Annotated in this window: 14 protein-coding genes; 12 read left to right on the top strand and 2 right to left on the bottom strand. The window is 71.6% G+C overall.

The window, feature by feature from the left end; genetic code table 11:
• Positions 1–15: 15 nt before the first annotated feature.
• The 4 genes from LOK46_RS00240 (at position 16) to LOK46_RS00255 (ending at position 2,617) form a co-directional block, all read left to right on the top strand.
• The gene (locus LOK46_RS00240; RefSeq protein ID WP_273561937.1) at positions 16–957 is read left to right on the top strand and encodes an NAD(P)/FAD-dependent oxidoreductase; all 942 of its coding nucleotides are present in this window, start codon (positions 16–18) and stop codon (positions 955–957) included.
• Complete coding sequence (locus LOK46_RS00245; RefSeq protein ID WP_273561938.1) at positions 954–1,871, top strand: histone deacetylase family protein; 918 nt, start codon at positions 954–956, stop codon at positions 1,869–1,871. The genes LOK46_RS00240 and LOK46_RS00245 overlap by 4 nt, the downstream gene beginning before the upstream one ends.
• A 185-nt stretch (positions 1,872–2,056) precedes the next feature.
• On the top strand, positions 2,057–2,230 hold the full coding sequence (locus LOK46_RS00250) for a hypothetical protein (RefSeq protein WP_273561939.1): 174 nt from the start codon (positions 2,057–2,059) through the stop codon (positions 2,228–2,230).
• Between the two features lie 144 nt (positions 2,231–2,374).
• The gene (locus LOK46_RS00255; protein WP_273561940.1) at positions 2,375–2,617 is read left to right on the top strand and encodes a hypothetical protein; all 243 of its coding nucleotides are present in this window, start codon (positions 2,375–2,377) and stop codon (positions 2,615–2,617) included.
• A gap of 223 nt (positions 2,618–2,840) precedes the next feature.
• Here LOK46_RS00255 and LOK46_RS00260 read toward each other — a convergent pair whose 3' ends face one another.
• Together LOK46_RS00260 and LOK46_RS00265 are read right to left on the bottom strand one after the other, a co-directional pair.
• The gene (locus LOK46_RS00260; protein ID WP_273561941.1) at positions 2,841–3,476 is read right to left on the bottom strand and encodes a 2-dehydro-3-deoxy-6-phosphogalactonate aldolase; all 636 of its coding nucleotides are present in this window, start codon (positions 3,474–3,476) and stop codon (positions 2,841–2,843) included.
• A complete protein-coding gene (locus LOK46_RS00265; RefSeq protein ID WP_273561942.1) occupies positions 3,473–4,351 on the bottom strand; it encodes a 2-dehydro-3-deoxygalactonokinase in 879 nt (292 codons plus the stop codon). The genes LOK46_RS00260 and LOK46_RS00265 overlap by 4 nt, the downstream gene beginning before the upstream one ends.
• Positions 4,352–4,562: 211 nt before the next feature.
• Here LOK46_RS00265 and LOK46_RS00270 point away from each other — a divergent pair, with 211 nt between their 5' ends.
• The 8 genes from LOK46_RS00270 to LOK46_RS00305 all read left to right on the top strand — a co-directional run bounded on the left by LOK46_RS00270 (position 4,563) and on the right by LOK46_RS00305 (position 12,749).
• The gene (locus tag LOK46_RS00270) at positions 4,563–5,321 is read left to right on the top strand and encodes an ABC transporter ATP-binding protein (protein ID WP_273561943.1); all 759 of its coding nucleotides are present in this window, start codon (positions 4,563–4,565) and stop codon (positions 5,319–5,321) included.
• Entirely contained in the window at positions 5,314–6,054 is a 741-nt protein-coding gene (locus LOK46_RS00275) for an ABC transporter ATP-binding protein (protein WP_273561944.1), read from the top strand. Before LOK46_RS00270 ends, LOK46_RS00275 begins: the two co-directional genes overlap by 8 nt.
• 94 nt (positions 6,055–6,148) lie before the next feature.
• On the top strand, positions 6,149–7,366 hold the full coding sequence (locus tag LOK46_RS00280; protein WP_273561945.1) for an ABC transporter substrate-binding protein: 1,218 nt from the start codon (positions 6,149–6,151) through the stop codon (positions 7,364–7,366).
• A gap of 28 nt (positions 7,367–7,394) precedes the next feature.
• Positions 7,395–8,282 (top strand): branched-chain amino acid ABC transporter permease, encoded by an 888-nt coding sequence (locus LOK46_RS00285; protein WP_043380394.1) that lies wholly within the window; start codon positions 7,395–7,397, stop codon positions 8,280–8,282.
• 20 nt (positions 8,283–8,302) lie between these two features.
• Complete coding sequence (locus tag LOK46_RS00290; protein WP_273561946.1) at positions 8,303–9,289, top strand: branched-chain amino acid ABC transporter permease; 987 nt, start codon at positions 8,303–8,305, stop codon at positions 9,287–9,289.
• Positions 9,290–9,434: 145 nt separating this feature from the next.
• Entirely contained in the window at positions 9,435–9,788 is a 354-nt protein-coding gene (locus tag LOK46_RS00295) for a hypothetical protein (RefSeq protein WP_273561947.1), read from the top strand.
• Between the two features lie 59 nt (positions 9,789–9,847).
• A complete protein-coding gene (gene mutL, locus LOK46_RS00300) occupies positions 9,848–11,794 on the top strand; it encodes a DNA mismatch repair endonuclease MutL (RefSeq protein ID WP_273561948.1) in 1,947 nt (648 codons plus the stop codon).
• Positions 11,795–11,981: 187 nt separating this feature from the next.
• Entirely contained in the window at positions 11,982–12,749 is a 768-nt protein-coding gene (locus LOK46_RS00305; RefSeq protein ID WP_273561949.1) for an SDR family NAD(P)-dependent oxidoreductase, read from the top strand.
• Positions 12,750–12,764: the final 15 nt, after the last annotated feature.

Here is a 12,764-nt window from a genome sequence, read left to right on the forward strand (position 1 = left end):
AGGTGGGGCAGGGGCGTGAGCGAGCACGGAAGAGTCGCGGTCCTCGGTGCCGGCATCGCCGGCGCGGCCGCCGCGCGCCGGCTGTCCGAGGCAGGCGTCCGCGTCCGGGTCTTCGACAAGGGGCGCGGGGTCGGGGGGCGCATGGCGACCCGGCGGGTCGACGACGTGCAGTTCGATCACGGCGCGCAGTTCATGCGGGCGCACGGTCCCGCCTTCGCGGCGGAGCTCGACCGCTGGGCCCAGCGAGGCATCGTCGCGCCCTGGGCCGGGTCCGACAGGTATGTCGGCGTGCCCGGCATGACCGAGCCCGTCCGCGGCCTGCTCGCGGGTATTCCGGTCTCGAGCGTAACGACAATCGTGCGGCTCCGGCGTGAGCGGGCACGCTGGCACGTCGAGGACGCGTCCGGCACCGTCCACGGCCCGTTCGACGGCGTCGCCATCACCTTCCCGGCCCCTCAGGTCGCGACGCTGCTCGAAGCGTCGGGGGTCGCCCTGCCCGGCGTCGGCCGCGCCGCCTACGCGCCGTGCTGGTCCCTCATGGTGGCGACGGACGCGTCGCCTCCGGATGTCCTGATCGAGCCCCGGACAGACGCGATCGGCCTGATCGCGCAGGATTCCTCGAAGCCCGGGCGACCCGCCGGTCGCCGGCTGACGGTGCACGCGACGCCGGAATGGTCCCGCAGACACCTCGAGACCCCACGCGAAGCGGTCGTCGCCGAGCTTCTCGGCGCGGCCGAGGACATTCTCGGCACGGGGCTTCGTCCGTCTCACGCGGAGGCGCATCGCTGGCGCTACGCCCAGGTCGAGACGGCCCTGCGGAAGCCCTGCCTGTACGATCCGGACCTGCGGCTCGGCGCGGCCGGGGACTGGTGCCTCGGAGCCCGGATCGAGGCGGCCTACGACAGCGGCGAGGCACTGGCCCGGGGCCTCTTGGCCGATCTGGGCCGCCCCGCGTGATCCCACCGATCGCCTTCCATCCGGCCTACGAGGCACCGCTCCCGTCCGGCCACCGCTTTCCGATGCGCAAGTACGGCCTGCTCGCCGAGACGCTGGTCGCGCAGGGGCTGGCACCCCTGGGCTTCGTCACGCCAGAGCCCGCCGGCGCGGACATCCTGCTGCGCGCCCACGATCCCGCCTACGTGGAGGCGGTGCTGGCCTGCGACGTCGGCCGGGAGATCGAGCGAGCGATCGGCCTTCCGGTCGACGCCGCCCTGGTCCGCCGCTCCCGCGCGTCCGTGGGCGGCACCCTTCTGGCCGGGCGCCTCGCGCTCGCGGAAGGTCTGGCGGGCAGCGCCGCAGGCGGCAGCCACCACGCGCGGCGCCAGCAGGGCGCCGGCTTCTGCGTGCTGAACGATGTCGCGGTGGCGGCCCGCACCCTCCAGGCCGAAGGTCTGGTCAGGCGCGTTCTCGTAGTCGATCTCGACGTCCATCAGGGTGACGGGACCGCGGATTGCCTCGCGCTCAGTCCCGACCTGTTCACCCTCTCGATCCATTGCGAGAACAACTACCCCGCCCAGAAGATCGCCGGCGACCTCGACATCGGTCTGCCCGACCGGCTCGACGATGCCGGCTACCTCGATGTCCTGCGCGCCCGCCTGCCGCCGCTCCTCGACGCGTTCGCGCCGGATCTCGTCTTCTACAACGCGGGTGTCGATCCTCATCGCGACGACCGCCTCGGCCGTCTCTGCCTCACCGATGACGGGTTGCTCGCCCGCGATCGGTTCGTCGTGGCGCAGGCCCGTGCCCGCGGGATCGCGCTCGCCGCGGTGATCGGCGGCGGTTACACGCACGATGTCGAGGCCCTGGCGCGGCGCCACGCCCTGGTCTTCGAGGCTCTGGCCGCCGAAGCGGCGGGGTCGACGCTCGGCTGAGACCCTGCCTTCGAACTCAGCGCGAGATCTGCAGGTGAGACCCGATTGCATCACGCGACCGTCGATATGCAGTCTCCGGCTTCGCGGGAAAGGTTTTGGGAAGGGCTGCGGTCGAGGATGCAGGTCGGGCGGATCGATGAGGCGGATCCGCCGCTCGCATTCGACGACGCCGTTGGGGTTCGACCATGCTGACGCGGGTCTGGGACGTGGTGAAGGCGACGCTGGCGGTGTCGGCGCTGATCGCCGCCGCCCTCGTCTCGGCGGACAAGCTCGATCGTCAGAAAACACAACCGGTCGTCGGCGCAGCTCTCGTCGAGCCCGCGACGACCGGCGCGATCGCATCGCCCGGTCGCCCCTGAGGTTGCCGGCCCCGGGCTCACCGGCCGCGCCCTGCGTCAGATTGAAACAAGCGCGACGGGATATCTTCCCGGGCATCGGCGTTCTCGCCGGACGCCGAGGCTTGGCCGCTCGCTGCCCCCGATCCGTTCAGGAGACCCACCGCGATGAAGTCCGCCACTTTCGCCCTGTTCGCCGCCCTCGTCGGCGCGTCACCGGCGCTCGCGGAGACGAGCGCCGACCGGGCTGCCTGCACGCCGGACGTGATGCGCCTCTGCGCCGCCCAGATCCCGAATGCGGGGGCGATCACGCTCTGCCTCCGCGAGAAGCGGGTGTCGCTGAGTGGTGCCTGCCGGACAGTCGTCGACCGGTCCGACCGGCCGACCCGCGAGATCGCGAATCGCCGATAGCGCGCCGACCCGTCAGCCGGCGACCCGCGGCCGGAACCGTGCCGATGAGGTGGACGTCTGCAACGGCGGCGCAGCGATCGTGCTGCGGACCGGTCGCGCAGGCACGTCGCGCAGGCGTGACGAGGCAGGATGCGGAGCTGCACGGCCATCGGAGGTCGGGGACGCGGCCGGAGCGCACTGCCGTATCGGCACTGCCCGAGCAGGCGGACGGCCGATCGTCTCCTCAGGCGGCGTGCCTGAACGCTGCCACGTAGGCCGCCGCGTCGCGGGCGACGTCGGCCGCCGCCTTTCCGGGCCGGTACAGATTGGACCCGAGCCCGAATCCGTCGGCGCCCGCCTGCCGCCAGCCCGCGATGGTCTCGGGCAGGACCCCGCCGACGGCCAGGACCCGCGTGTCCGGCGGCAGTACCGCGCGATGCGCCTTGAGTGCCAGCGGCGTCGCGACGTCCGCCGGGAACAGCTTCAGCGCGGTGGCGCCCGCCGCCAGGGCCGCGAAGGCCTCCGTGGGTGTCTGATAGCCCGGTAGGGAGACGAGTCCCGCCGCGACAGTCGCGCCGATGACGGCCGGATCGGCGTTCGGCGACACCACGAGGGTCCCGCCGGCGGCGGCCACCTCGCCGACCTGCGACGGGCTCAGGACCGTGCCGGCCCCGACGAGCGCCCGCCCGGCCAGCCGCTCGGCGAGCACCGCGATACTCCGGAGTGGGTCGGGCGAGTTGAGCGGCACCTCGACGAGGGTGAACCCGGCCCCGACCAGGGCCTCGCCGACGTCCGGTGCCTCGCCCGGCGTGAGGCCTCGCAGGATGGCGACGAGCGGGCAGGCGGCGAAGGCCGTCTCGAACCGGCCGAGGATCGTCATGCCCGCAGACTCCAGATGGCGTGGATACCGGCCGTGGTTGAACCGTCGGGGACGATCACCGGATCCCCGCCCGCTTCGGTGACGGCGGCCGCGTAGAGCGTCGCCAGATGGCCGCCGCCGAGCAGGTGGACCGGGCGCCGCGGCAGGTCGTCGCGGGTGCCGAGATCGGCGCCGATCAGCACGCCGCTGGCGTGGGCGGCCGCGTCCTCGGGCCGGAGCCGGTCGAGCAGCAGGCCGGAGCGCACCTCGAACAGGGTGGCGGCGAGATTCCGGGACGCGAGACCGCGCCGAACGCCCTGCCGGAAGGCATCCCCGTCCCCGACCGCGCCGTCGAGCATCCCGGCGAGGATCCCGTGCGCCCGGAGGAGGGCGAAGAATTCCCCGGTCATCACAGTGGTGAAATCCGTGATGGCCCCGTCGACCGTCTCGATCCACTTGTTGTGCGTGCCGGGCTGGCAGAACAGAGCCGTCGCGGGCGCCGCGCCCGCTCCGATCGCCCCGAAGACCTGGATCTCCTCGCCCCGCATCACGTCGGGACGCGCGCCGTCCCGCAGGGCCACCCCGGGGACGATCCGGACGTCGGGGGCGGGCTCCAGGCAGGCCGCGGCCAGGGCGGCGAGGGTCGCCGGCGCGGCCACGTAGGGCGCCGCCTGCCAGCCCCGGTTGGAGCCGACCATGCCGACCGCGATGATGGGATGCGCCCCGAGCCGCGCGCGCAGGCCCGCGATCTCCGCAGGATACGCACCGGGCGACAGGGCCAGGATGCCGCGGTCGTCGTGCAGGCTGTCGAGGACGGCTCCCGCTTCCGACACGGCGTAGGCCCGCCGGTTCGTCGTGCCCCAGTCGACGGCGATGTAGGCCGCGCGACCGCCCATGCCGAAATCCCTTGAGAGAGCCCCGTGTCGAATTGTCTGAGTTAAGCGGGCGTCGCGGCGCGGTCAAGCACGGTCCCGTCGCCGCCGTGACACGCGCGGCGACTGATATCACTCCCGGGGGATTGTCGCGCCGCCACGAGCGTTTGCGATGGACTGTACCGGCACGGATCGGCGATATGGCGGCAAGAAATCAAACCCGGGAGGGACACGCTTGGCACGGGATGTAATCCTGGCGACCGATGGCCTGACGATGGAATTCCGCGGATTCCGGGCCGTCAACGGCGTGGCGTTGCAAGTGGAACGCGGCACCATCCACGCGCTCATCGGGCCGAACGGGGCCGGCAAGACCACCTGCTTCAACCTGCTGACGAAGTTCCTGATCCCGACCGCCGGGACGATCCGCTACAAGGATCGCGACATCACCGGGCTGAAGGCGGCGGACGTCGCCCGCCTCGGTCTCGTGCGGTCCTTCCAGATCTCGGCGGTGTTCCCGCACCTCACGGTGATGGAGAACGTCCGCATCGCCCTGCAGCGGCGGCGGCGCGGCGATTCCTTCGACTTCTGGCGGGCCGAGAAGGTCCTGCGCGCGCTGAACGGCGAGGCGCTCGCCCTGGTCGACGCGGTGGGCCTCTCGGACTTCGCCGACGTCCTGGCGGTCGAGCTCTCCTACGGGCGCAAGCGCGCTCTGGAGATCGCCACCACGCTCGCCCTCGATCCCGAGATGCTGCTCCTCGACGAGCCCATGGCCGGCATGGGTCACGAGGACGTCGAGCGCACGGCGCAGCTCATCCGCCGCGTCTCCAAGGACCGGACGATCCTGATGGTGGAGCACAACCTCTCCGTGGTCGCCTCCCTGTCGGATCGGATCACCGTGCTGGCCCGCGGCCAGGTGCTGGCCGAGGGCGACTACGCCACGGTCTCGAAGGATCCGCGCGTGGTCGAAGCGTATATCGGGGCGGGACATGCCTGAGGCGGCTCTCAAGACACCTCCGGCGGCCGCGACCGACGCGCTGCTGACTGTCCGCGGCCTGGAGGGCTGGTACGGCGAGAGCCACGTCCTCCACGGCATCGACATCGACGTGCGCGCGGGCGAGGTGATCACGCTGCTCGGCCGCAACGGCGCGGGCAAGACCACGACCCTGCGGGCGATCATCGGGATCCTCGGCAAGCGTTCGGGCTCGATCGTCTACGACGGCGTCGAGACGGTCCGAATGGCCTCGCGCAACATCGCCCGGCTCGGGATCGGCTACGTGCCGGAGGAGCGGGGCATCTTCGCGAGCCTGACGGTCCACGAGAACCTGATGCTGCCGCCGCGGGTGAAGCCCGGCGGCATGTCGGTGGCGGACATCCACACGCTGTTCCCGAACCTCAAGGAGCGCGCCGGCAGCCAGGGCACCAAGCTCTCGGGCGGCGAGCAGCAGATGCTGGCGATCGGACGCATCCTGCGCACCGGCGCCAAGCTGATCCTGCTCGACGAGCCGACGGAAGGTCTCGCGCCGGTCATCGTCCAGCAGATCGGCCGAACGATCCAGCAATTGAAGGCTCAGGGCTACACCATCGTCCTGGTGGAGCAGAATTTCCGCTTCGCCCAGACTTTGGCGGACCGGCATTTCGTGATCGAGCAGGGGCGGGTGGTCGACATGATCCCCAATGCCGAGCTTGACGCCAATATCGACAAGCTGCACGCCTATCTCGGCGTCTGAACCTCGCACGCGAAAACCGTAGAAGCGCCAGAAAACGGCGACCCGATACTCGGCCGGCGGAGATCCGCCGCGCCGCTGGAGGATGGAAACGAAAATGTTCGGACGCATCGCCCGGCCCGTGACCCTCGCTGCCCTCGCCGGCGCCCTGATGATGGGCACCGCAGCCGCGCAGACGAACGTGAAGATCGGCATCCTGGGCGACCGCTCGGGCGCCTACTCGGACATCAGCGGCGAGGGCTCGGTCGTGGCCGCGAAGCTGGCGATCGAGGATTTCAAGCCGGAGCAGCACGGCCTGAAGGTCGAGATCGTCTCGGCCGACCACCAGAACAAGCCCGATGTCGGCGCGGCCATCGCCCGCCAATGGTACGACCGCGACGCCGTCGACATGATCACCGACGGGGTGACCTCCTCGGTGGCGCTGGCCATCAGCCAGGTCACCAAGGAGAAGAACAAGGTCTTCATCGACACCGGCGCCGGCACGGCCGACCTCACCGGCCCGCAATGCACGCCGAACACGATCCACTGGGTCTACGACACGGTGGCGCTCGCCAACGGCACCGGCGGCGCGATGGTCAAGCGCGGCGGCAACACGTGGTTCTTCCTCACCGCCGACTACGTCTTCGGCCAGACGCTCCAGCGCGACACCAGCGCGGTCATCAACAAGAACGGCGGCAAGGTCGTCGGCTCGGTGAAGACCCCGTTCCCGACCTCCGACTTCTCGTCCTTCCTGCTGCAGGCGCAGGGGTCGGGCGCCAAGGTGATCGGGCTCGCCAATGCCGGCACCGACACGATCAACGCGATCAAGCAGGCGGGCGAGTTCGGCATCACCGAGGGCGGCCAGGCGCTCGCCGGCCTCCTGGTCTTCTCGTCGGACGTGCACTCGCTGGGCACCAAGGTGGCGCAGGGGCTGGTGCTGACCGAGCCGTTCTACTGGGACCTGAACGATCAGACCCGCGCCTTCTCGGACCGGTTCGCCAAGCAGATGAAGAACGCCTCGAAGCCGACCGCGAACCACGCGGGCGTCTACTCGGACGTGCTCCACTATCTGAAGGCGGTCGCGGAGACGAAGTCGACCGCCGACGGCGCCGCCACGGTCGCCAAGATGAAGGCGATGCCGACCGACGACCCGCTGTTCGGCAAGGGCGTGATCCGCGCCGACGGCCGCAAGATCCACGACATGTACCTGTTCGAGGTCAAGAAGCCCGCCGAGTCGAAGGGCGAGTGGGACCTCTACAAGAAGCTCGAGACCATCCCGGGCGATCAGGTCTTCCGGCCGCTCAACGAGGGCAACTGCCCCCTGGTGAAGGGCTGACAATGGGATCGGGGCGCGGAGACCGGCCATGACCACGATCTTCGGTGTGCCGACGCAGGCCCTGTTCGGGCAATTGCTGCTCGGCCTGATCAACGGCTCGTTCTACGCGATCCTGTCGCTGGGGCTCGCGATCATCTTCGGGCTCCTGAACATCATCAACTTCGCCCACGGCGCGCTCTACATGATGGGCGCGTTCGTGGCCTGGATGCTGCTCACCTACGTCGGCCTCGGCTACTGGTGGGCGCTGGGGCTCGCCCCGCTGGTGGTGGGCGCGTTCGGCATCGTGCTGGAGCGGGTGCTGATCGCGCGGCTCTACAAGCTCGACCACCTCTACGGCCTGCTGCTGACCTTCGGTCTCGCGCTGATCATCCAGGGCCTGTTCCGCAACCAGTACGGCGTCTCGGGCCTGCCCTACGCGATCCCGGCCGAGCTGTCGGGCGGCCAGCGCCTGCCCTTCATGTTCCTGCCGAACTACCGCGCCTGGGTGGTGGTCGCCTCGCTGACCGTCTGCATCGCCACCTGGCTCGTCATCGAGAAGACCAAGCTCGGCGCCTATCTCCGCGCCGCCACCGAGAACCCGACCCTGGTCCAGGCCTTCGGGGTGAACGTGCCGCTGTTCCTGACGCTGACCTACGGGTTCGGCGTGGCGCTCGCGGGCTTCGCCGGGGTGCTGGCGGCGCCGATCTACTCGGTCAATCCCAACATGGGCGCCGACATCATCATCGTGGTCTTCGCCGTGGTGGTGATCGGCGGCATGGGCTCGATCATCGGCTCGGTGATCACGGGCTTCGCCCTGGGCCTCGTCGAGGGGCTGACCAAGGTGTTCTATCCGGAGGCGTCCGCCACCGTGATCTTCGTGATCATGGTGCTGGTGCTGCTCGTCAAACCCGCCGGCCTGTTCGGGCGCACGGCCTGATCGCGATCTGAGGCACCCCCATGGCCGACACCGCCGCCCTCGACGCCGCCCCGATCGCCGCCGCCGTGCCGACGAGCCGGGACGACAAGGCACTCCACTGCCTCATCTTCGTGGGCATCGCGGTGCTGCTCGTCGTGGCACCGCTCGTCCTGTACCCCGTCTACCTGATGAAGGTGCTGTGCTTCGCGCTGTTCGCGCTCGCCTTCAACCTCCTGCTCGGCTACGGCGGCCTGCTCTCCTTCGGCCACGCCGCCTATTTCGGCATGGCGAGCTACCTCTGCGCCTACACGGCCAAGAGCCTGGGCTTCACGCCCGAGCTGGCGATCCTCGCCGGCACGGTCACGGCCGCGCTGCTGGGGCTGGTCTTCGGCGCCCTGGCGATCCGCCGGCAGGGCATCTACTTCTCGATGATCACCCTGGCACTCGCCCAGATGGTGTTCTTCTTCTCCCTGCAGGCGAAGTTCACCGGCGGCGAGGACGGCATCCAGGCGGTGCCGCGCGGCAACCTGTTCGGCGCGATCAGCCTCGCGGACGACCGGGTGATGTACGCGGTCGTGGCCGTCGTGTTCATGGCCGGGATGCTGCTGATCTACCGGATCATCCACTCGCCGTTCGGACAGGTGCTGAAGGCGATCCGCGACAACGAGCCGAGGGCGATCTCGCTCGGCTACCGCGCCAGCCAGTACAAGCTCGCGGTGTTCGTGCTCTCGGCGACGCTCGCCGGCCTCGCGGGCTCCACCAAGGCGATCGTCTTCCAGCTCGCCTCGCTCACCGACGTGCACTGGTCGATGTCCGGCGAGGTGGTACTGATGACGCTCGTCGGCGGCATGGGGACGGTGTTCGGGCCGATCGTCGGCGCGCTGGTGATCGTCACGATGGAGACGTACCTGGCGCAGTTCGGTGCCTGGGTGACGATCATCCAGGGCTGCGTCTTCGTGCTCTGCGTGCTGCTGTTCCGCGAGGGCATCGTCGGCCTGATCGCCCGGCTGATCCGCCGGCCGCTCTAGGAAACGGGATCCGGGGCGCGGTACCGGTTGCGCCGCCGCAACGCCCGGACGCGACCTGCGGCGGGAACGAGAGCTCACAACCCGTGGTGAGCTTTCGTTAACCAAGACTGCCCACCGTGACGGCTCCTTACCGTCAGGGGCCGCAATGACCGAGGATCGAACGCTCAGCATCGACGATCCCGCCGTCGACTGCCCGGTCGCGCCGGACGTGGTCGGCCGCCTGATCAAGGCCGACCCGGAAGGGGCCGCGTTCCTGCTCGACGGGATCCCGGAATCGACCCGCGCCCGGCTCGCCGTCTGGCTGTACGGCCGCAGCCACACCCACGCGATCGGCGTCCGCGTGGCGGCGACCTGCGAGGGCGCGACCCTGCGGCGGACCGCCGGTCTCGTCGGGAACGTCCTCTACGACCTGTCCCGCCGTCCCGTGGCGGCGGCGAGCCACGGAACGCGCGGCGGCGCCGGCCGCATCTCCCTGGGCGGGTCGAAGCGCCGCGCCTGACGGGTCGGCACGACCGGCCCGATTGGATCGCCGCCGCGCAGGGACTATCCTGCGCGCCGATGTCCTCCCTGTCCGCGCCGTCTGTCCGCCGCCTCGAACCCGTGCTCGTCGATCGCATCGCCGCGGGCGAGGTGGTCGAGCGCCCGGCCTCGGCCGTGAAGGAGCTGGTCGAGAACGCGATCGATGCCGGGGCCCGGGCGATCGAGGTCACCGTCGAGGCCGGGGGGCGCCGGCTGATCCGGGTCGTCGACGACGGCCGCGGCATGACGCCGGACGATCTCGACCTCGCGGTCGAGCGGCACGCCACCTCCAAGCTCCCGGGCGGCGACCTCACGGCGATCGACACCCTCGGATTCCGCGGCGAGGCCCTTCCGTCGATCGGCGCGGTGTCGCGGCTCACCATCGTCACGCGGACGCCGGAGGCCGAGGCGGGGGCGAGCCTCACCGTCGACGCGGGGCTGAAGGGGCAGGTTCGTCCGGCCCCGGCCCAGCGCGGCACCCGGATCGAGGTGACCGAGCTCTTCGCCGCGACGCCGGCGCGGCTCAAGTTCCTGAAGTCGGACCGGGCCGAGAACGCCGCCATCGCCGAGACGCTGCGCCGTCTCGCCGCGACGCAGCCCGGGATCCGCTTCACCCTGAGGGCCGATGCCGGGCAGCCCCTGGTCCTGCCGGCCGAGACCGGGGCCGAAGCGGAGCTGCGCCGGCTCGCGGCGGTGCTGGGACAGGACTTCCTCGCCAACGCCCTGCCGGTTTCCCTGGCCCGGGAGGGCTTCGCGGTGGCCGGTCACGTCGGCCTGCCGACCTATCATCGCGGCGCGGCGACCCATATCCACCTCGCGGTCAACGGCCGCCCCGTGCGCGACCGGCTCCTGCTCGGGGCGATCCGCGGCGCCTACGCCGACACGCTGGCCTCCGACCGGCACCCGGTGCTCGGCCTCGCCGTCGCGTGCGACCCCGGCCTCGTCGACGTCAACGTTCACCCGGCCAAGACCGAGGTGCGCTTCCGCGAGCCGGGCCTGGTGCGGGCGCTGATCGTGAGCGCGATCCACGACGCCCTGCGCCGCGGCGGCGCCCGCTCGGCCACCACCGGCGCCGCGCGGACCCTCGACGCCCTGCGCCCGGCGGGACCGCCGCTCGCGACCCACAGCGGCGCCGCCGCCCCGAGCCTGTTCCGGCCGACGCGTCCCGGCCTGTTCCCCAGCGGGGCGCCCTCGGTCGCGGCGCCCCCCGGCTACCGTTCATCGGCGGCGTGGCGGCCGGCGCCGCAGCCGGCGCGCGGCGAGCAGGCCGGCTTCGGCGAGGCCGCTCAGGCCGTCTGGGCCGAGCCCGAGCCCGAAGCGGTGGCGGCCCCGCCCCAGGCCGACACCCGCGTCGCCGCCGAGACCGCGGAGGCGCTCGATCATCCCCTGGGGGCCGCCCGCGCCCAGATCCACGAGACCTACATCCTCGCCCAGACCCGCGACGGCCTCGTGATCGTCGATCAGCACGCCGCCCACGAGCGCCTCGTCTACGAGCGGATGAAGGCCGAGCAGGAAGCCGGCGGCATCGCCCGGCAGGGCCTCCTGATCCCGGACGTGGTCGAGATGAGCCCCGAGGAGGCCGACCGGCTCGTCGCGGCCGCTCCCGACCTCGACCGGCTGGGCCTGTCCATCGAGGCTTTCGGGCCCGGGGCGGTGCTCGTGCGGGAGGTGCCGGCGGCGCTGATCGGCGCCTCGACGCGCAACCTCGTCACCGACATCCTCGACGCCCTGGAGGCCAGCGGCGACGAGGAGGGCGGCGTCGCGGCGACGGAGGGCGGCCCGCTCGGGCGGCGTCTCGACGCGGTCCTGTCGCGCATGAGCTGCCACGGCTCGATCCGCGCCGGGCGTCGCCTGCGGCCGGAGGAGATGAACGCCCTGCTGCGCGAGATGGAGGCGACGCCCAATTCCGGACAGTGCAACCACGGTCGCCCGACCTCGATCGAGCTGAAGCTCGCTGACATCGAGCGGCTGTTCGGCCGCCGATGAGCGGGCCGGGGCTACGTGCCCGCTGGCGGACCCGGCGGAGCCGGTCCACAACGGGGTCTGGCGCCGCGGCCTGAAGACCGGCGGCGCGTGCAGGGGAGGCCCAGATCCATGACCGATCCCGTCATCACCGGCGCGTTCCGGGTCGCCCTGCCGAGCGCCGCCGCCGCCGTCGCCGCGGCCCGCTGAGATGGCGAACCCGTTCGACCTCGCCGGCCGCCACGTCCTCGTCACCGGGGCCTCCAGCGGCCTCGGCCGTTACTTCGCCGGGACCCTGGCCCGCGCCGGCGCGCGCCTGTCGCTGGGCGCCCGCCGGGCCGACGCCCTCGCCGAGACCGTCGCCCGCGTCGCGTCCGCGGGCGGGGAGGCCCACGCCGTCGTCATGGACGTCACCGATGCCGCGAGCGTCGAGCGGGCGCTCGACGCTGCCGAGGCGCGGTTCGGACCCGTGGCGGTGCTGGTGAACAATGCCGGCGTGACGGCGACGAAGCCGGCCCTCGACCTCGCGGCAGCCGACTGGGACGCGGTGCTCGACACGAATCTCAAGGGCGTGTGGCAGGTCGCCCAGGCCACCGGCCGGCGGATGGTCCGGCACGGCACCGGCGGCAGCATCGTCAACATCGCGTCGATTCTCGGGCTGCGGGTCACCGGCGGGCTCGCGCCCTACGCCACCTCGAAGGCCGCGGTCGTCCAGCTCACCAAGAGCCTCGCGCTCGAGTGGGCCCGCTACGGGATCCGGGTGAACGCCCTGGCGCCCGGTTACATCAAGACGGAGCTGAACGACGCCTTCTTCGAGTCCGATGCCGGCCGGGCGCTGATCAAGCGCATCCCGCAGCGCCGGCTGGGCGAGGCTGCCGAACTCGACGGCCCGCTCCTGCTGCTGGCCTCGGAGGCCGGCGCCTACATGACCGGCAGCGTCCTGGCGGTCGACGGCGGCCACCTCGTCTCCGGCCTGTAGAGGCGCTACCTCGCC

It is taken from the genome of Methylobacterium sp. NMS14P (assembly GCF_028583545.1).
Lineage (GTDB): Bacteria > Pseudomonadota > Alphaproteobacteria > Rhizobiales > Beijerinckiaceae > Methylobacterium.

What these genes read in the sequence shown, in the direction of transcription:
- LOK46_RS00250 (WP_273561939.1), top strand. Translation starts at nt 2,057, where the DNA reads ATGCTGACGCGGGTCTGGGACGTGGTGAAGGCGACGCTGGCGGTGTCG.
- LOK46_RS00255 (WP_273561940.1), top strand. Translation starts at nt 2,375, where the DNA reads ATGAAGTCCGCCACTTTCGCCCTGTTCGCCGCCCTCGTCGGCGCGTCA.
- LOK46_RS00260 (WP_273561941.1), bottom strand. Translation starts at nt 3,476, where the DNA reads ATGACGATCCTCGGCCGGTTCGAGACGGCCTTCGCCGCCTGCCCGCTC.
- LOK46_RS00265 (WP_273561942.1), bottom strand. Translation starts at nt 4,351, where the DNA reads ATGGGCGGTCGCGCGGCCTACATCGCCGTCGACTGGGGCACGACGAAC.
- LOK46_RS00275 (WP_273561944.1), top strand. Translation starts at nt 5,314, where the DNA reads ATGCCTGAGGCGGCTCTCAAGACACCTCCGGCGGCCGCGACCGACGCG.
- LOK46_RS00280 (WP_273561945.1), top strand. Translation starts at nt 6,149, where the DNA reads ATGTTCGGACGCATCGCCCGGCCCGTGACCCTCGCTGCCCTCGCCGGC.
- LOK46_RS00285 (WP_043380394.1), top strand. Translation starts at nt 7,395, where the DNA reads ATGACCACGATCTTCGGTGTGCCGACGCAGGCCCTGTTCGGGCAATTG.
- LOK46_RS00290 (WP_273561946.1), top strand. Translation starts at nt 8,303, where the DNA reads ATGGCCGACACCGCCGCCCTCGACGCCGCCCCGATCGCCGCCGCCGTG.
- LOK46_RS00295 (WP_273561947.1), top strand. Translation starts at nt 9,435, where the DNA reads ATGACCGAGGATCGAACGCTCAGCATCGACGATCCCGCCGTCGACTGC.
- mutL (WP_273561948.1), top strand. Translation starts at nt 9,848, where the DNA reads ATGTCCTCCCTGTCCGCGCCGTCTGTCCGCCGCCTCGAACCCGTGCTC.
- LOK46_RS00305 (WP_273561949.1), top strand. Translation starts at nt 11,982, where the DNA reads ATGGCGAACCCGTTCGACCTCGCCGGCCGCCACGTCCTCGTCACCGGG.